This window comes from Actinomadura rubrisoli (assembly GCF_004349215.1).
Lineage (GTDB): Bacteria > Actinomycetota > Actinomycetes > Streptosporangiales > Streptosporangiaceae > Spirillospora > Spirillospora rubrisoli.
Map to the genome: position 1 here is coordinate 1 of NZ_SMKU01000019.1, position 18,993 is coordinate 18,993.

General features: G+C 69.1%; 12 protein-coding genes and 1 pseudogene. All 13 read left to right on the forward strand.

Annotation, left to right across the window (positions count from 1 at the left end):
• A pseudogene (locus E1298_RS06675) lies at nt 1–258 on the forward strand (hypothetical protein); the annotation flags it as partial.
• A complete protein-coding gene (locus E1298_RS06680) occupies nt 258–1,109 on the forward strand; it encodes an MlaE family ABC transporter permease (protein WP_131890034.1) in 852 nt (283 codons plus the stop codon). The pseudogene E1298_RS06675 and the gene E1298_RS06680, both read left to right, overlap by 1 nt.
• On the forward strand, nt 1,110–1,958 hold the full coding sequence (locus E1298_RS06685; protein WP_131890036.1) for an MlaE family ABC transporter permease: 849 nt from the start codon (nt 1,110–1,112) through the stop codon (nt 1,956–1,958).
• Between the two features lie 5 nt (nt 1,959–1,963).
• A complete protein-coding gene (locus tag E1298_RS06690; protein ID WP_131890038.1) occupies nt 1,964–3,268 on the forward strand; it encodes an MCE family protein in 1,305 nt (434 codons plus the stop codon).
• Nucleotides 3,265–4,296 carry an MCE family protein gene (locus tag E1298_RS06695; protein ID WP_131890040.1) on the forward strand — a complete coding sequence of 344 codons (1,032 nt, stop codon included), beginning with the start codon at nt 3,265–3,267 and terminating at the stop codon, nt 4,294–4,296. The genes E1298_RS06690 and E1298_RS06695 overlap by 4 nt, the downstream gene beginning before the upstream one ends.
• A complete protein-coding gene (locus tag E1298_RS06700) occupies nt 4,297–5,397 on the forward strand; it encodes an MCE family protein (RefSeq protein ID WP_131890042.1) in 1,101 nt (366 codons plus the stop codon).
• An 18-nt stretch (nt 5,398–5,415) separates the two neighbouring features.
• Entirely contained in the window at nt 5,416–6,666 is a 1,251-nt protein-coding gene (locus tag E1298_RS06705; RefSeq protein WP_165975337.1) for an MCE family protein, read from the forward strand.
• A complete protein-coding gene (locus tag E1298_RS06710; RefSeq protein WP_131890044.1) occupies nt 6,663–8,087 on the forward strand; it encodes an MCE family protein in 1,425 nt (474 codons plus the stop codon). Before E1298_RS06705 ends, E1298_RS06710 begins: the two co-directional genes overlap by 4 nt.
• Nucleotides 8,084–9,547, forward strand: a complete 1,464-nt coding sequence (locus tag E1298_RS06715) for an MCE family protein (RefSeq protein ID WP_131890046.1) — start codon at nt 8,084–8,086, stop codon at nt 9,545–9,547. Before E1298_RS06710 ends, E1298_RS06715 begins: the two co-directional genes overlap by 4 nt.
• Nucleotides 9,548–9,557: 10 nt before the next feature.
• Nucleotides 9,558–10,049, forward strand: coding sequence for a hypothetical protein (locus E1298_RS06720; protein ID WP_243725422.1), 492 nt, complete (start codon nt 9,558–9,560; stop codon nt 10,047–10,049).
• A complete protein-coding gene (locus E1298_RS06725) occupies nt 10,046–11,194 on the forward strand; it encodes a hypothetical protein (RefSeq protein WP_131890048.1) in 1,149 nt (382 codons plus the stop codon). Before E1298_RS06720 ends, E1298_RS06725 begins: the two co-directional genes overlap by 4 nt.
• A gap of 391 nt (nt 11,195–11,585) precedes the next feature.
• Nucleotides 11,586–15,053, forward strand: a complete 3,468-nt coding sequence (gene rpoB / locus E1298_RS06730; protein ID WP_131890050.1) for a DNA-directed RNA polymerase subunit beta — start codon at nt 11,586–11,588, stop codon at nt 15,051–15,053.
• A 20-nt stretch (nt 15,054–15,073) separates the two neighbouring features.
• Nucleotides 15,074–18,946 (forward strand): DNA-directed RNA polymerase subunit beta', encoded by a 3,873-nt coding sequence (locus tag E1298_RS06735; protein ID WP_131890052.1) that lies wholly within the window; start codon nt 15,074–15,076, stop codon nt 18,944–18,946.
• Nucleotides 18,947–18,993: the final 47 nt, after the last annotated feature.

An 18,993-nucleotide genomic window follows, 5' to 3' on the forward strand; every position in this document is an offset into this window, starting at 1 on the left:
GATCTCCACGAGCCTTATCGTCGGCAGCGTCAGACGTGTATAAGAGACAGCTGGTGCGCCGCCCACGGCGTCACCCCGCCGCCCGGCTCGTTCATCGACGACCTGGGCCGCAACTGGGTGGACGAGTGGCCGCGGTACGTGGCGTCCATGGCGCCCGTCGCCGGCGGCCCCGTCCCCGGCGCGCCTCCTCCGGGCACCCCCGGCGGCCACTACCAGGGCCCGCCGTCCGGCCAGCACGGGGCGGGTGCAGGGTACTGATGTCCACTCCTGGTGTCGGCGCGGACCAGCGAGGGGACGGGAAGGGCGGCGGCTCTTCCGCCACGTTCCGCAAGCTCGGGGACGGTGCCGCGAACGTCGCCGTCCGGGAGCCCGGACGGTTCTTCGCCCTGTGCCTGGACACGGGCCGGGCGATGTTCCGGTGGCCGTTCCAGTGGCGCGAGTTCATCGAGCAGGCGTGGTTCATCGTCAGCGTGACCGTGGTGCCCACGATGCTGGTCGCCATCCCGTTCGGTGGCGTCCTGTCGTTGCAGGTGGGCGGGCTCATCCGGCAGCTCGGCGCGCAGTCCTACACCGGCGCGACCGCGGTCGTCGCGATCGTCCGCGAGGCCAGCCCGCTGGTCACCTCGCTGCTGGTCGCGGGCGCCGCGGGCTCGGCCATGTGCGCCGACATCGGCTCGCGGAAGATCCGTGAGGAGATCGACGCCATGGAGGTGCTGGGCATCAACCCCCTGCACCGGCTGGTGGTGCCGCGGATGCTCGCCTGCGCGTTCGTCGCGGTGTTCCTCAACGGCTTGGTGTCGGTCGTCGGCCTGGTCGGCGGCTACTTCTTCAACGTCATGCTCCAGGACGGCACCCCCGGCGCCTACCTGGCCTCGTTCAACGCGATCGCCCAGCTGCCCGACCTGCTCCAGGCCGAGTTCAAGGCGTTCGTGTTCGGCATCACCGCCGGCCTGGTCGCGGCCTACAAGGGCCTGAACGCCAAGGGCGGGCCGAAGGGCGTGGGCGACGCGGTCAACCAGACCGTCGTCATCACCTTCATGCTGCTCTTCCTGGAGAACTTCCTGATCTCCACGCTGTACTTCCAGTTCGTCCCGTCGAAGGGGATGTAGATGGCTGTCCCCAGCAGGACGGGGAAGGCCGTCTCCCGAGTGGTGAACGCCCCCCTCTCGCGCCTGGACGACTTCGGGCACCAGCTGGCGTTCTACGCGCGCGCCTTCGCCTGGACCTTCCGGGTGCTGCGCCGCTACCGCACCGAGGTGCTGCGGCTGCTGGCCGAGGTCAGCCTCGGCACCGGCGGCCTGGCGGTGATCGGCGGCTCGGTGGTGATCGTCGGGTTCATGACGTTCTTCACCGGCAGCCAGGTCGGCCTCCAGGGCTACAACTCCCTGAACCAGATCGGCACCGCCGCCCTCACCGGGTTCGTCGCCTCCTACTTCAACACGCGCGAGATCGCGCCGCTGGTGTCGGCACTGGCGCTGTCGGCCACGGTCGGCTGCGGGTTCACCGCCCAGCTCGGCGCGATGCGGATCTCCGACGAGATCGACGCGCTGGAGGTCATGGCGGTTCCCTCGATGCCGTTCCTCGTCACGACCCGGATGCTGGCCGGGATGATCGCGGTCGTCCCGCTCTACATCGTCGGCCTGCTCGCCTCCTACGGCGCGACCCGGCTGGTCGTGACGGTGTTCTACGGCCAGTCGACCGGCACCTACGACCACTACTTCCATCTGTTCCTGCCACCGAACGACATCCTGTGGTCGTTCGGCAAGGTGATCGTCTTCGCGGTGCTGGTGATGCTGATCCACTGCTACTACGGCTACCACGCGAGCGGAGGCCCGGCCGGCGTCGGCGTCGCGGTGGGGCGGGCGGTGCGCACGAGCATCGTCGTCATCAACGTGACGGACCTGATGATGGGCATGGCGATCTGGGGTGCCAGCACGAGCGTCCGGATCGCGGGGTAGCGGCCATGAGCACCCGTCTGCGGTATCGGATGCTGGGCCTGTCGATGATGCTGGTCATCGCGCTGCTGCTGGCCCTGACGGTCGCGCTGTTCAACAAGGCGCTGACGCCGGTGATCAAGGTGAAGGTCGCCACGGAGCGCGCCGGGCTGCAGCTGCTGCCGCGCTCGGACGTCAAGGTGCGCGGCCTGATCGTCGGCGAGGTCCGCAGCACGACGGCGACCGGGAGCGGCGCGACGCTGAACCTGGCGCTGGACCCGGGCAAGGCCGAGCTGATCCCGAACAACGTGCAGGCGCGGCTGCTGCCGAAGACGCTGTTCGGCGAGAAGTACGTGGACCTGCAGATCCCGAGGCAGCCGGGCCCGCTCGGGCTGCGCCGGGGCCAGGTGATCCAGCAGGACCGCTCGCAGGCCGCCGTCGAGATCGGCAAGGTGCTGGACGACCTGCTGCCGCTGCTGCGGGCGGTGAAGCCGGCCGAGCTGAACACGACGCTGAACGCGCTGGCCACGGCGCTGCAGGGCCGCGGCGACCAGCTCGGGCGCAACCTGGAGCAGGCCGACGCGCTGCTGAAGAAGATCAACCCGCAGCTCGGCACGCTGGTGCACGACCTGAACGCGCTGTCGGACGTGTCCGACATCTACAGCACCGCGGCGCCCGATCTGCTGCTGACGCTCCGCAATCTCAACGTGACCAGTAAGACGATCACCGACAAGCGGGCGACGATCGAGCGGCTCATCCCGGCGGTGACCGGCCTCGCGACGGACGGCGACACGTTCATGCGGCAGAACGGGCCGAAGATCATCGGTTTCAACATCGCCAACCGGGACGGGCTGGAGCTGATCGCCCGGTACTCGCCGTCGCTGCCCTGCGTGTTCGCCGGGTTGATGAGGCTGAAGCCCGAGGCGGAGAAGGTGGCCGGCGCGAACGGGTCCAAGACCTTCAACCTGACGATCGAGATCGTCAAGCCGCGGCCGGCGTACAAGTACCCGCTCGACCTGCCCGAGGCCAAGGACCAGCGGAACCCGCGCTGCTACGGCCTGCCGAACCCGAAGGTGCCCTTCCCCGACTACCTGGCGCTGGACGGCACGCAGGACGACCTGTGGTGGAAGAACCCGGACGACCCGAACGGCGGCGGCGGCAACCGCGGCCGGGCGCTGTCCAACGTGTTCGTCGACCCGGGCTCCATGAGCGAGAAGGAAAAGATCAAGAATGTCGTGGGCCCGATGACGCGGACCCCGGCGGGCCAGGTCTCCGACGTGGCGCAACTGCTGTTCTCGCCGGTTTTGCAGGGATCGGTGGTGACGGTCAAGTGAGAACAACGAGTGCGGCGATCAAGCTGGGGATCTTCGTGGTCCTCACCTCGCTGGTCACCGGCGTGCTGGCGATGACGATCTCCAACGTGCGGTTCGGCGAGACGCGCGAGTACAAGGCGGTCTTCACCGACGTGGCCGGGCTGCTGGACAAGGACGACGTGCGCGTCGCCGGCGTCCGGGTCGGCCAGGTCGAGAAGATCAAGCTGCACAGGGGCGACCAGGCGGAGGTGACGTTCAGCGTCCGCAAGGGCGGGGCGTTCGAGGCCGGGCTGCCCGCGTCGACGCAGGCGCAGGTCCGGTACCGGAACCTGATGGGGCAGCGCTATCTGGCGCTGACCGACGGCGCGGGCCAGGCCAACGCCTACCTGCGGCCCGGCGGCACCATCCCGGTGGGGCAGACCCAGCCCGCGCTGGACCTGACGACCCTGTTCAACGGGTTCCGGCCGCTGTTCCGGGCGCTGGAGCCGGACGATGTGAACAAGCTGGCGTTCCAGATCGTCCAGACGCTCCAGGGCGAGGGCGGCACCGTCAACAGCCTGCTCGCGCACGTGGCGTCGCTGACCAGCACGCTCGCCGACCGGGACAAGGTCATCGGCCAGGTGATCGACAACCTCAACACCGTCCTCGGCACGGTCGACGACCGGCACGCCGAGGTCAACCGGCTGATCACCGACCTGCGCGGCTTCGTCGGCGGGGTGGCCGACGACCGGCAGGCGATCTTCGACTCGGTCGCGGCGCTCAACGAGCTGACCGGGACGACGCAGAGCCTGCTCAAGGACGCGCGTCCCGGGATCAAGAACGACATCGCGGGGCTCAGGCAGCTGACGGGCACGCTGAACGCCAACAGCGGCGCGCTGGAGGGCGGCCTGCGGCGCACCCCTGAGCGCCTGGAGAAGCTCGTGAGCATCTCCTCCTACGGCTCCTGGTTCAACATGTACATCTGCGGCCTCGACGCGAAGGTGCGGTTGCCGGGCGGACCGGTCTACCAGACGCCGGCGATCGTGAACGAGAACGCGAGGTGCAAGTAGATGAGGGTCCCGTTCCGGGAGCGCAACCCGGTCCCCATCGCCCTCTCCGCCTTCGCGGTCATCATCGTGCTGCTGGTGCTGGCGATGAACCTGGACAACATCCCGTTCGTGGCGGGCGGCAAGACCCACACCGCCGCGTTCAAGGAGGCGGCCGGGCTGAAGGCCGGCGAGGAGGTCCGCATCGCCGGCGTCAAGGTCGGCAAGGTCACCGGCCTGGAACTCGACGGCGACCACGTCAAGGTCACCTTCCGGGTGGACGACGGCGTGCGGCTCGGCGACCGCACCGAGGCCGACATTAAGATCAAGACGGTGCTCGGCGCGCACTTCCTGTCGCTCACCCCGCGCGGGACGGGACGGCTCGGCCGCGCCATCCCGATCGAGCGGACCCACACCCCGTTCGAGGTCGTCCCGGCGATCAGCGAGCTGAGCAAGCGCGTCAGCAAGATCGACTACAGGGAGGTCGCGAAGTCCTTCGACGTGCTGTCGGAGACGTTCAAGAACTCCCCGGACGAGGTCCGGGCGTCGCTGCGGGGCCTGCGCCGGCTGTCCAACACCGTCGCCTCCCGCGACGACCAGCTGCACGAGCTGGCCGGCAAGGCCAAGGACGTCTCGCAGCTGCTGGCCGACCGCAACCAGGACTTCGCCAAGCTCATCGACGACGGCGACAAGGTGCTGCGGGCGGTGCAGGCCAGGCGCGCCGTCATCCACCAGCTGCTCATCAACACCGTGACGCTCTCCCAGCAGGTGAACGCGCTGATCAGGGAGAACGAGGCGCAGCTGCGGCCGATGCTGGACAACCTGGCCAAGACCAACCGGATCCTGCTGAGGAACCAGGACAACCTGGACCGGATCCTGCGGCTGTTCGCGCCGTTCGCCCGCCAGTTCGCCGACGTCACCGGCACCGGCCGCTGGTTCGACTCCTATATCCAGAACCTCCTCCCGATCCCGGCCTCCATCCAGAACCCGCCGAAGAGCACCGGCGGCAGCGGCACCGGCGTCCCGGCCCCGGAGGGCGGCCAGAACGGCGGCGGCCAAGACGGCGGCCGGCAGGGCGGCCAGTCCGGTAATCAGCGCAACAACCCGTTGCCGTTCCTCCCGTGAGCAGCAGGCAGGTCACCCGTGCGTAACTCCGCAACCATCCTTCGCCTCGGCGGCGCGATCCTCGCCGTCGCAGTGCTGGCGGCCGCGCTCGTGCTGCTGTTGCAGGAGCCCCGGCAACGCCACATGACGGCCTACTTCACCAAGACGGTCGGCCTCTACAAGGGCGCCGAAGTGCGCATCCTGGGCATCAAGGTCGGCCAGGTCACGAAGGTGAGCCCGGTAGGGGACTCGGTCAGGGTCGAGCTGAGGTACGAGGCCAAGTACAAGGTGCCCGCCGACGCGCAGGCCGTCATCGTCAACCAGACGCTGGTCGCCGACCGCTACGTCCAGCTCACGCCCGTCTACAAGGGCGGCGCGGTGCTGGCGGACGGCGCGACCCTCACCACCAGCCGCACCGCGGTCCCGGTCGAGGTCGACGAGATCGGCGGCAGCCTGAACGACCTGTCCAAGGCCCTCGGGCCGCAGGGCGCCAACGCCCCCGGAGCGGACGGCACCGGCTCGCTGTCGCGGCTGCTCAAGGTCGGCGCCGACAACCTGGAGGGCCAGGGCACCAGCATCCGGCAGACGATCGGCGACACGTCCAAGATGCTCAGCACGCTCAGCGCCGATCGCGGGGACGTGGCGAAGACGATCCGGAACCTGCGGATCATCACCGACTCGATGAAGGCCAACGATCAGCAGATCAAGTCGTTCACCGGGCACCTCAACGGGGTGTCGGGGCAGCTCGCGGGGGAGAAGGAGGAGCTGAGCGCGGCCCTCAACACGCTCGCGCCGACGCTGCGGAACGTGCAGCGGTTCATCAAGGACAACCGCGGCGAGCTCGCCGCGAACGTCCGGCAGCTCGCGCAGATCACCGGCGTGCTGGTCAAGGAGAAGGACTCGCTCGCCGAGATCCTCACGGCCGGCCCCCTGGCGATCAACAACCTGGCCCGCGCGTACGACCCGATCAGCGGCACCATCCACAACCGGGCCGACCTGCGCCAGTTCCACGACCTGGCCGACTGGGTGTGCTCGCTGGCGTACTCGGTCGGCACGCCCGCCAAGCAGTGCCTGGACTTCGTCCGGCCCTACAACGGCATCGGCAAGGCGCTGACGGGCCTCAGCCTCGACCTGTCGTGGATCACGGCGCTCACCACGCATTACGACCCCGTCCCGATCCCGCCGGACGCCTACGGGCCCGGCGGCCGGAGCGGCGGAAAGGGCGCCAAGACCACCAAGACGAACAAGCCCGGGGACCTCACCGCGCTGCTGCCTGGAGGTGGCCGATGAGCACGAAACCGAGCCCGCGGCGCCGGGCACCTCGCCGGGCACCCCGCCGGACGTTTCGCCGGGCGCGGCTGCTCGGCGCGGCGGTGCTGGCGGGCGCGACGGCGCTGTCGGGCTGCTCGTTCACCGGCGTGGACTCGATCCCGCTGCCCGGCGGCCCCGACCTCGGCTCGAACCCCCTGACCGTCAAGATCGAGTTCGCGAACGTGCTGGACCTCGTCCCGCAGTCGGTCGTGAAGGTCAACGACGTCTCGGTGGGCAAGGTCGAGAAGATCGACCTCGCCGGGACGCCGGCCGCCGCGGGCGCGGGCGGCGCCAAGGCGGGCGGCTGGCACGCCGTCGTCACCGTCAAGGTGCGCCGGGACGTCCGGCTGCCCGACAACGCCACCGCGACGATCGGGCAGACCAGCCTGCTCGGCGAGAAGTTCGTCGCGCTGTCGCCGCCGGCGAACGAGCCCGCCGGTGGCGAGCTGGGCTCCGGCGATCTGATCCCGCTGTCGCGCACCTCCCGCAGCACCGAGATCGAGGAGGTGCTGTCGGCGATGTCGCTGCTGCTGAACGGCGGCGGCATCGAGCAGGTCGCCACGATCAGCCACGAGCTGCAGGCCGCGATGGGCGGCCGGGAGGCCACGATCCGGTCGGTGCTGCACCAGGTGGACGCCTTCACCGGCACCCTGGACCGCAACCGCGCCGCGATCACCCGCGCGCTCGACAGCATCGACCGGCTCACCGGCAAGCTGTCGGCCGAGCGCAAGACGATCGCCGACACGATCGACAAGACGGGCCCGGCGATCGGCGTCCTGAACCGCAACCGCGCCGACCTCACCAAGATGCTGGTCGCGCTGAACCGGCTGAGCCGCACCACGACCGGCGTGATCAAGCAGTCGCACGCCGACCTGGTGGCCAACCTGAAGGACCTCGACACGATCCTGCGCAACCTCAACAAGGCGGGCTCGGATCTGCCGAAGTCGCTGGAGTCGCTGGTCACCTTCCCGTTCCCGGCGACGTTCGGCAACGTCATCGAGGGCGACTATGGCAACGTGCGGCTGACCATCGACCTGGACTTCAACTCCATCGCGCAGAACCTGCTCGGCGGCACCGACCTCGAAGGGCTGCTGGGCAGCGGCGAGCAGATGCGCAACATGCTGCAGGTGCCGAACGTGACGCTGCCGCAGACGCCGCTGGGCGTGCTGCCGCAGGCTCCGGGCGGCGTCCCGGGCACGGGCACCGGCGGCGGCCTGCCCGGCCTGCCCGGCCTGCCCGGCCTGCCCGGCCTTCCGGGGCAGCCCGGCGGCGCCACGCCCGCGCCGACGACCGGCAAGCCCGGCGCCAAGAAGCCCGGCACGAACAAGCAGGGCCGGACGGGCGCCATGGCCCCCCGGTCCGGCGATCTCCAGACCCTGATGACGGGGGGCCTCTCGTGATCCTCAAGCGCGGCGTCAAGCTGCAGCTGATCGCCTTCGCGCTCATCACGATCATCGGCGTGACGGTCGTCTCGGTGAACTACATCGGGATCGGGCGCGGCGTCCTCGGCAAGGAGTACACCGCCTACGTCGACCTGACCGACTCCGGCGGCGTGTTCACCAACGCCGAGGTCACCTACCGCGGCGTGCCCGTCGGCCGGGTCGGCCCGATCGAGCTGACCAAGGACGGCATCCGGGTCAAGCTGCTGCTCGACCGGGGCAAGCGGATCCCGCGCGACGGCACGTCCGCCATCGTGGCCAACCGGTCCGCGGTCGGCGAGCAGTACATCGACCTGCAACCCAGCAGGAAGTCCGGCCCCTACCTCGACCAGGGCCGTCCGTACACGATCCCGCGGACCCGGACGAAGCTGCCGGTGTCCACCGCCGAGCTGCTGCGCAACGTCGACTCGCTGGTCGGGTCGGTGGACACCAAGGATCTCGGCACGATCGTGGACGAGCTGGACAAGGCGTTCTCCGGCTCCGCGTCGGACCTCCAGTCGATCCTGGACGACACCGACCGGCTGCTGAAGACGGCCGACCAGGCGTACCCGGACACCAAGCGCCTGCTGGACAACAGCGTGACCGTCCTGGACACGCAGCGGTCCCAGGGCGCCAACATCCGCGGCTTCGCCGGCAATCTGAACGCGCTCACCACCTCGATCCGCAAGGACGACCCGGCGTTGCGCCAGACCATCGACAACACCCCGGGCACCGCGGACGAGGCGCACAAGGCCATCAACCAGCTCGCGCCCACGCTGCCCGTCCTGCTGGCCAACCTGACCACCACCGGGCAGATCATCACGTCGCGGCAGGCCGGGCTGCGCTCGCTGTTCATCCTTTACCCGGTGACGGTCGCAGGCGCGTTCACCGTCACGCCTGGAGACGGAACCCAGCACCTGGGTCTCGCGCTCAACATCGACTCGCCGCCCCCGTGCACCAAGGGCTACGAGAAGGTGAAGCCCCGCTGGCCCCAGGACACGTCCAAGAAGGACCCCCCGCTGAACGTCGGCTGCAAGGACGCCCACAACTCGCCCAGCGCGGTGCGCGGCGCCCGCAACTTCCCGCGCGACGCCCTTACGCCGACGCCCCGGCTTCCCGCGGGCGCGACCGACGGCGCCGGGTTCCCGGCAGGCGGCGCGTACGGGACGAAGGGCAAGAAGCCGGAGGCGAAGGGCCCGGACAAGGGCGCCGAGCAGGGCAAGGCGGCGGCCGCGTCCGCTCCGACAGGGCAGCTTGCGGATGGTCAGCTCTACCTTTCGTATCCGGCCAATTCAGTCGAATTCGCTGGATACGATCCTTCGACAGGTGCGGTCTACGGGCCCGACGGCAAGCGATACGTCATGCCCCGCAGCGCCGGTACGCGTCAGTTGGGAGAGGAAGCGTCGTGGAAGTGGCTCCTGCTCGGACCGCTGAGCCAGTGAGGCCGAACCGGTGAGGCGCCGCAACTGGACGTCGGTGACCACCCTCGTCCTGAGCGTCGTTGTGGTGGTCCTGGTGGCCGCCACCGGATGGCTCGGCGTGCTCACCGTCAACAAGAAGGACGACGCCGACCGGCGGGCCAAGGCCGCCCAGTCGGCGCGCCAGATGGGCGTCAACCTGATGACGCTCGACAACGCGACCGCCCAGCGCGACCTCGATCGCATCGTGGCGGGCACCACCGGCAACCTGAAGAACAAGCTGGGCACCCAGTCGAAGGTGCTCCTGGACCAGCTGGCCAAGACCGGGGCCAAGTCCACCGTCAGCGACGTGGAGGCCGCCGTGGTCTCCATCGACGGCGACTCCGCCGAGGTGATGGTCTCCCTGAACGGGACGGTCACCAACGCCAAGGTGAAGGACGGCGCCCCGCGCGCGTACAGGTACGTGATGGACCTCACACGAGTGCAAGACCGGTGGCTCGTGTCCGATATGGAGATGGTCCCGTGACAATGCTCGGACGGGGCAAGCGCTCCGCCAAGGAGAAAGAGAAGCCCCAGGACGGCGACAAGGCACGCAAGGCCGCCGAGCAGGCCAGTAAGGCGGAGGAGGCGGCCGAGGCCGCCCGGCTTGCGGAGGAGGCCGCCGCGAAGGCCAAGGAGGCCGCGCGGCTGGCCCAGATCGCCGCCGATGCCGCCGCAGCCGAGGTGGAGGCCCCCGCCGTCGAGGACGTCGAGGACGCCTCCGAGGCCGAGGACGCCGCGGATCCCGAGCCCGCGGCCGTCAAGACGGCCCAGAAGCCTCGTCGCCGGAAGAAGGTGCCCGAAGCCGGGTCTGGGGACGAAGACGGCGCAGAGAGCGTCTCAGGCGCTTCGGAGGCCGCCTCCACCCTCGTGGCGGCCCCCGAGCCCGACGCGGACGGCGGCGAGCCGTCCACGGTCAGGTCGGACGCCGGCGCGGCCAGGGTCCACCGCACGAAGACCGACGAGGCCGACAAGACCGACGAAGCCGACCTGGATAAGGACGACTCCGACGACTCCGAGATCGACGAGGACGAAGACGGCGAGGGCGAGGACGAGGACGGCGAGGACGAGGACGGCGAGGACGAGGACGGCGACGGGCGCGACGAGGGCGTCTACGCGTCCGGGCGTTCCTCGGCCTCGGGCCGGAGCCTGACGATCGTCGCGGTCCTGGCGGTGCTCGCGGTCGCGCTCGGCGCCGGCGCCACGGTGCTCGCCCTCAAGGTCCGCGAGCAGACCGCGACCGCGCGGGTGGCGGACGAGAACGGGCAGGCCGCGGCTGCCGCCGCCCGCGCGGCCAGGCTGCTGTCGACCTACGACTACCAGTCGCTCGACGTCGACCTGAAGGCCGCATCCGCCATGACGACGGGCAAGCTCAAGGCCGAGTACGACAAGCTCGCCGCGACGCTCAAGACCCTCGCCCCGCAGCAGCGGGCCGTCTCCAACACGACGGTGGTGAAGACCGGGATCGTGAGCGCCTCGCCGGACAAGGTCGTGGCCCTGGTGTACGCCAACCGGTCGTCGACCACGAGCGCCGACAAGGAGAGGCGCCTGCCGGAGCCCCTGCGGATCAAGGTGACCATGGTCAGGACCGGCGGGAAGTGGCTGGCCTCCGAGCTGACGGTGATCACCTAGAACCGCTGGTAGACCGCCGTTTCGATCGAGCGATCACCCCTCTCGGGGGTGGTCGCTCGACCCGTTCGCGGGGCTTACCGTCCGGTAGGTGACGGGATCCTAAACTATGGCCTTCCTCACTGCAGGTCAGAGCCCGAAAAGTCCAAGTCCGCTCTTGACTACAAGGCCCTGAGGGGCGATGCTCCAAGGCAACTGTGAGGCATACTGCGGCGGTAGAGTTGCGAGCGGTGTGGTGGTCGGCTACACTGCCCCTTTGCGCTGCCCTCTGACTATCCACGTGTGAGAGCTCCCCTGCCGGGGCCGATTTCTGGACCCTGCGAGCAGGTCTTGGACGTGGATCGTCTGGCGTGCGTGTCGTCAGTTACGCCGCGAGCCCTCGGAAGGACCACTCTTGGCAGCCTCGCGCAACGCCTCGAATACCGCAACCGGTCCGAACCGCGTCTCCTTCGCGCGCATCAAGGAGCCGCTCGAAGTCCCGGACCTCCTTGCTCTGCAGACCAACTCCTTTGACTGGCTGCTGGGCAACGAGAGGTGGAAGGCCCGGGTCGAGGCGGCCCAGAAGGCCGGAAGTAAGAGCGTCCCGACCCAGTCGGGACTGGAGGAGATCTTCGAAGAGATCAGCCCGATCGAGGACTTCTCCGGAACCATGTCCCTGTCGTTCCGGGACCACCGGTTCGAGCCGCCCAAGTACTCCGTCGAGGAGTGCAAGGACAAGGACATGACCTACTCCGCCCCCATGTTCGTCACGGCGGAGTTCATCAACAACACCACCGGTGAGATCAAGAGCCAGACGGTGTTCATGGGCGACTTCCCGCTCATGACCCCGAAGGGCACCTTCATCATCAACGGCACGGAGCGAGTCGTCGTCTCGCAGCTGGTCCGTTCGCCCGGCGTCTACTTCGACCGCGCCCTCGACAAGGCGTCCGACAAGGACATCTACGGCTGCCGGGTCATCCCGAGCCGCGGCGCCTGGCTAGAGTTCGAGATCGACAAGCGCGACAACGTCGGCGTGCGCATCGACCGCAAGCGCAAGCAGCCCGTCACGGTGCTGCTCAAGGCGCTCGGCTGGGACGAGGCGCGCATCCGCGAGCGCTTCGGCACCTACGAGTCGATCAACATCACCCTGGAGAAGGACCACACCTCCGGCCAGGACGACGCGCTGCTGGACATCTACCGGAAGCTGCGGCCGGGCGAGCCGCCGACCCGCGAGTCGGCGCAGACCCTGCTGGAGAACCTGTACTTCAACCCCAAGCGGTACGACGTGGCCAAGGTCGGCCGCTACAAGATCAACAAAAAGCTCGGCCTCGACCTGGACATGAACCAGGGCACCCTCACCGAGGACGACGTCGTCTCCACGATCGAGTACCTCGTCCGGCTGCACGCCGGCGAGGAGGAGGCCACCCTCGGGGCCGTCCCCGTGCCGATCGAGGTCGACGACATCGACCACTTCGGCAACCGGCGCCTGCGCACCGTGGGCGAGCTCATCCAGAACCAGGTCCGGCTGGGCCTGGCCCGGATGGAGCGGGTCGTCCGCGAGCGGATGACCACCCAGGACGTCGAGGCGATCACGCCGCAGACCCTGATCAACATCCGGCCGGTCGTCGCCTCCATCAAGGAGTTCTTCGGCACCAGCCAGCTGTCGCAGTTCATGGACCAGACCAACCCCCTGGCCGGCCTGACGCACAAGCGTCGCCTGTCCGCGCTGGGCCCGGGCGGTCTGTCCCGTGAGCGGGCCGGCATGGAGGTCCGCGACGTCCACCCGTCGCACTACGGCCGCATGTGCCCGATCGAGACGCCGGAAGGCCCGAACATCGGCCTGATCGGCTCGCTCGCCGCGTTCGGCCGCGTCAACCCGTTCGGGTTCGTCGAGACCCCGTACCGCAAGGTCACCGACGGCGTCGTCACCGACCAGATCGACTACCTGACCGCCGACGAGGAGGACCGCTACGTCATCGCGCAGGCCAACTCCCTGCTCAACGACGACGGCACCTTCCGCGACGACAAGGTCCTGATCCGCAAGAAGGGCGGCGAGGTCGAGCTGATCCCGCCGAACGACGTCCAGTACATGGACGTGTCGGCGCGGCAGATGACCTCGGTCGCGACCGCGATGATCCCGTTCCTGGAGCACGACGACGCCAACCGCGCGCTGATGGGCTCCAACATGCAGCGGCAGTCGGTGCCGCTGCTGCGGAGCGAGGCACCGCTGGTCGGCACCGGCATGGAGTACCGCGCCGCGACCGACGCCGGCGACGTCATCACGGCCGAGAAGGCCGGCGTCGTCGAGGAGGTCTCCGCCGACTACGTCACCGTCATGAACGACGACGGCACCCGCACCACCTACCGGGTCGCCAAGTTCAAGCGGTCCAACCAGGGCACCTGCTTCAACCAGAAGCCCATCGTGGCCGAGGGCCAGCGGGTCGAGCTGGGCCAGGTCATCGCCGACGGTCCCTGCACCGACGACGGTGAGATGGCGCTCGGCAAGAACCTGCTCGTGGCGTTCATGCCGTGGGAGGGCCACAACTACGAGGACGCGATCATCCTCAGCCAGCGCCTGGTGCAGGACGACGTCCTCTCCTCGATCCACATCGAGGAGCACGAGGTCGACGCCCGCGACACCAAGCTGGGCCCCGAGGAGATCACCCGGGACATCCCGAACGTCTCCGAGGAGGTCCTGGCCGACCTCGACGAGCGCGGCATCATCCGCATCGGCGCCGACGTCGTCCCCGGCGACATCCTGGTCGGCAAGGTCACGCCCAAGGGCGAGACGGAGCTGACCCCCGAGGAGCGGCTGCTGCGCGCGATCTTCGGTGAGAAGGCCCGCGAGGTCCGCGACACCTCCCTGAAGGTGCCGCACGGCGAGCAGGGCAAGGTCATCGGCGTCCGCGTGTTCTCGCGGGACGAGGGCGACGAGCTCCCGCCCGGCGTGAACGAGCTGGTCCGGGTGTACGTCGCCCAGAAGCGCAAGATCACCGACGGTGACAAGCTCGCGGGCCGGCACGGCAACAAGGGCGTCATCTCCAAGGTGCTGCCGGTCGAGGACATGCCGTTCCTCGAAGACGGCACCGCGGTCGACATCGTCCTGAACCCGCTGGGCGTCCCCGGGCGCATGAACGTGGGACAGGTCCTGGAGACCCACCTCGGGTGGGTCGCCAGCCGCGGCTGGAAGGTCGAGGGCGACGACGCCGACTGGAAGAGGGCCCTCAAGGCCATCGGCGCCGACGAGGCGTCCGCGTGGACCAAGACGGCCACCCCGGTGTTCGACGGCGCCCGCGAGGACGACGTCACCGGCCTGATCGCCAGCACGCTGCCCAACCGCGACGGCAACCGCATGGTGGAGCCGGGCGGGAAGGCGCGGCTGTTCGACGGCCGCACCGGCGAGCCGTACAAGGACCCGATCTCGGTCGGATTCATCTACATCCTGAAGCTGCTCCACCTGGTCGACGACAAGATCCACGCACGGTCGACCGGCCCGTACTCCATGATCACCCAGCAGCCGCTCGGCGGTAAGGCCCAGTTCGGCGGCCAGCGCTTCGGTGAGATGGAGGTGTGGGCGCTGGAGGCGTACGGCGCCGCCTACGCCCTCCAGGAGCTGCTGACCATCAAGTCCGACGACGTCCTCGGCCGTGTCAAGGTCTACGAGGCCATCGTCAAGGGCGAGAACATCCCCGAGCCCGGCATTCCCGAGTCCTTCAAGGTGCTCATCAAGGAGATGCAGTCGCTGTGCCTCAACGTCGAGGTGCTGTCCAGCGACGGCATGTCCATCGAGATGCGCGACACCGACGAGGACGTCTTCCGCGCGGCGGAGGAGCTCGGCATCGACCTGTCCCGGCGTGAGCCGAGCAGTGTCGAAGAGGTCTGATCAACTCAAGGGGAAAACAGTTGCTTGACGTCAACTTCTTCGACGAGCTACGCATCGGCCTGGCGACCGCTGACGACATCCGCCAGTGGTCCCATGGCGAGGTCAAGAAGCCGGAGACGATCAACTACCGGACCCTCAAGCCGGAGAAGGACGGGCTCTTCTGCGAGAAGATCTTCGGTCCGACTCGGGACTGGGAGTGCTACTGCGGTAAGTACAAGCGCGTCCGGTTCAAGGGCATCATCTGCGAGCGCTGCGGCGTCGAGGTGACCCGTGCCAAGGTGCGCCGTGAGCGGATGGGCCACATCGAGCTGGCCGCGCCCGTCACGCACATCTGGTACTTCAAGGGCGTCCCCTCGCGCCTCGGCTACCTGCTGGATCTGGCCCCGAAGGATCTCGAAAAGATCATCTACTTCGCGGCCTACATGATCACCAGCGTGGACCTGGAGCGGCGCGACCGCGACCTGCCCACGCTGGAGGCCCACATCTCCGTGGAGCGCCAGCAGATCGAGCAGGCCCGCGACGCCCAGGTCGAGGCCCGCCAGCAGAAGCTGGAGGGCGACCTGGGGGCGCTGGAGGAGGCCGGCGCGAAGGCCGACCAGAAGCGCAAGGTGCGCGACGGCGCCGAGCGGGAGATGAAGCAGCTGCGCGACCGCGCGCAGCGCGAGATCGACCGCCTCGACGAGGTCTGGAGCCGCTTCAAGAACCTCAAGGTCCAGGACCTTGAGGGCGACGAGCTGCTCTACCGCGAGATGCGCGACCGGTTCGGCAAGTACTTCGAGGGCGGCATGGGCGCCGCGGCCATCCAGGCGCGGCTCCAGAACTTCGACCTCGACGCCGAGGCCGAGAAGCTCCGCGACATCATCCGCACCGGCAAGGGCCAGAAGAAGGCCCGCGCCCTCAAGCGGCTGAAGGTCGTCTCGGCGTTCCTCAACACCCGCAACAGCCCGCTCGGCATGGTGCTGGACTGCATCCCGGTGATCCCGCCGGACCTGCGTCCGATGGTGCAGCTGGACGGCGGGCGGTTCGCCACGTCCGACCTGAACGACCTGTACCGCCGCGTCATCAACCGGAACAACCGGCTCAAGCGCCTGCTCGACCTGGGCGCGCCCGAGATCATCGTCAACAACGAGAAGCGGATGCTGCAGGAGGCCGTCGACGCGCTGTTCGACAACGGCCGCCGCGGCCGCCCGGTCACCGGGCCGGGCAACCGCCCGCTGAAGTCGCTGTCGGACATGCTCAAGGGCAAGCAGGGCCGGTTCCGGCAGAACCTGCTGGGCAAGCGCGTCGACTACTCCGGCCGTTCGGTCATCGTCGTCGGCCCGCAGCTGAAGCTGCACCAGTGCGGCCTGCCCAAGCAGATGGCGCTGGAGCTGTTCAAGCCGTTCGTCATGAAGCGGCTGGTCGACCTCAACCACGCGCAGAACATCAAGTCCGCCAAGCGGATGGTCGAGCGGGCCCGCCCGGTCGTGTGGGACGTGCTGGAAGAGGTCATCACCGAGCACCCGGTGCTGCTCAACCGGGCGCCGACGCTGCACCGCCTCGGCATCCAGGCCTTCGAGCCGCAGCTGGTCGAGGGCAAGGCCATCCAGATCCACCCGCTCGTCTGCACCGCGTTCAACGCGGACTTCGACGGCGACCAGATGGCCGTGCACCTGCCGCTGTCCGCCGAGGCCCAGGCCGAGGCGCGGATCCTGATGCTGTCGACCAACAACATCCTGAAGCCGTCGGACGGCAAGCCCGTCACCATGCCCACCCAGGACATGGTGATCGGCCTGTACTGGCTGACGACGCAGAAGGACGGGTCGGTGGGCGAGGGCCGCTCGTTCGGCGGCATCGCCGAGGGCATCATGGCCTACGACCGGGCCGAGCTCGACCTCCAGGCCAAGATCCAGATCCGGCTCAAGGACGTCCCGCCGCCGCGCGGCTGGCAGGCGCCCGAGGGCTACGAGCCCGGCCAGCCGTACCGGCTGGAGACCACGCTCGGCCGCGCGCTGTTCAACGAGACGCTGCCGGACGACTTCCCGTTCGTCAACGACGAGATCGGGAAGAAGCAGCTCTCGGCGATCGTCAACGAGCTGGCGGAGACCTACCCCAAGGTGGCCGTCGCCAACGCTCTGGACGCGCTCAAGAGCACCGGGTTCCACTGGGCCACGCGGTCCGGCGTCACCATCGCCATCGACGACGTCATCACTCCGCCGAACAAGGCGGAGATCCTCGGCGGGTACGAGGCGCGCGCCGACAAGGTGCAGCGGGAGTTCAACCGCGGTCTGATCACCGATGACGAGCGCAAGCAGGAGCTCATCGAGATCTGGAACCACGCGACCGCCGACGTGGCCAAGGACATGGAGCAGGCGTTCCCGAAGGCCAACCCGATCTGGATGATGATCCAGTCGGGCGCCCGGGGCAACCCGCTCCAGCTGCGGCAGATCGCCGGCATGCGCGGCCTGGTGTCCAACCCCAAGGGCGAGACCATCCCGCGTCCGATCAAGTCGTCCTTCCGCGAGGGGCTGTCGGTCGTCGAGTACTTCATCTCGACGCACGGCGCCCGCAAGGGCCTGGCCGACACCGCGCTGCGCACCGCCGACTCGGGTTACCTGACCCGCCGCCTGGTGGACGTCGCGCAGGACGTCATCGTCCGCGAGGAGGACTGCGGCACCGACCGCACGATCCCGTTCGAGGTCGCCGAGCGCGCCGCCGACGGCAGCCTGATCAAGCTGGCCACCAGCGAGACCAGCCTGGTCGGCCGGACGATCGCCGAGGACGTCGTCGTCGACGGCACGGTGATCTTCCCGGCCGACACGGACCTGTCCGACGCGGTGGTGACGCGCCTGGTCGAGGCGGGGGTGGACCGTGTCCGCACCCGCAGCGCCCTGGTCTGCGAGGCCAAGATCGGCGTCTGCGCCTCCTGCTACGGCCGTTCCCTGGCCACCGGCAAGCGGGTGGACGTCGGCGAGGCCGTCGGCATCATCGCCGCGCAGTCCATCGGCGAGCCCGGCACGCAGCTGACGATGCGCACCTTCCACACCGGCGGTGTGGCGGGCGGCGACATCACGCACGGCCTGCCGCGTGTCCAGGAGCTGTTCGAGGCCCGCATCCCCAAGGGCGTGGCCCCGATCAGCGAGGTCGCCGGACGCGTCAAGATCGACGAGACGGAGAAGGCCCGCAAGGTCGTCGTCGTCCCGGACGACGGCTCCGAGGAGATCGCCTACCCGGTGCCGATGCGCTCGCGCCTCCTGGTGAAGGAGGGCGAGCACGTCGACGTCGGCCAGCAGCTCATCGCGGGCGCGATCAACCCGCACGAGGTGCTGCGCATCCTCGGCCCCCGCGCCGTGCAGCTCCACCTGGTCCACGAGGTCCAGGAGGTCTACCGGTCGCAGGGCGTGTCGATCCACGACAAGCACATCGAGATCATCGTGCGGCAGATGCTCAAGCGGGTGAACATCCTGGAGTCGGGTGACACCTCGCTGCTGCCGGGCGACCTCGTGGAGCGTCCGATCTTCGAGGAGACCAACCGGCACGTGGTGGCCGAGGGCGGGGTCCCCGCCGCCGGCCGTCCGGTCCTGATGGGCATCACCAAGGCCTCGCTCGCGACCGAGTCGTGGCTGTCGGCGGCGTCCTTCCAGGAGACGACCCGGGTGCTCACCGAGGCCGCGATGCACGCCAAGAGCGACCCGCTGCTGGGCCTCAAGGAGAACGTCATCATCGGCAAGCTCATCCCGGCCGGTACCGGCATGCCGCAGTACCGCAACGTCCGGGTGGAGCCCACCGAGGAGGCGAAGGCGGCGGTCTACTCCGTCGGCTCCTACGACGACGGCGCCGAGTACGCCTTCGGCCAGGGCTCCGGCGAGGCCGTCCCGCTGGAGGAGTACGACTTCGGTCAGTACAACCGCTAGGCAGTCGATCACGGGGCCGCCCGGCCCCGTGATCCCGTCTGCTCTGG

Excerpts from the sequence above, each read along its gene's own strand:
- E1298_RS06700 (WP_131890042.1), top strand. The coding sequence starts at position 4,297 with ATGAGGGTCCCGTTCCGGGAGCGCAACCCGGTCCCCATCGCCCTCTCC.
- E1298_RS06685 (WP_131890036.1), top strand. The coding sequence starts at position 1,110 with ATGGCTGTCCCCAGCAGGACGGGGAAGGCCGTCTCCCGAGTGGTGAAC.
- E1298_RS06710 (WP_131890044.1), top strand. The coding sequence starts at position 6,663 with ATGAGCACGAAACCGAGCCCGCGGCGCCGGGCACCTCGCCGGGCACCC.
- E1298_RS06690 (WP_131890038.1), top strand. The coding sequence starts at position 1,964 with ATGAGCACCCGTCTGCGGTATCGGATGCTGGGCCTGTCGATGATGCTG.
- E1298_RS06680 (WP_131890034.1), top strand. The coding sequence starts at position 258 with ATGTCCACTCCTGGTGTCGGCGCGGACCAGCGAGGGGACGGGAAGGGC.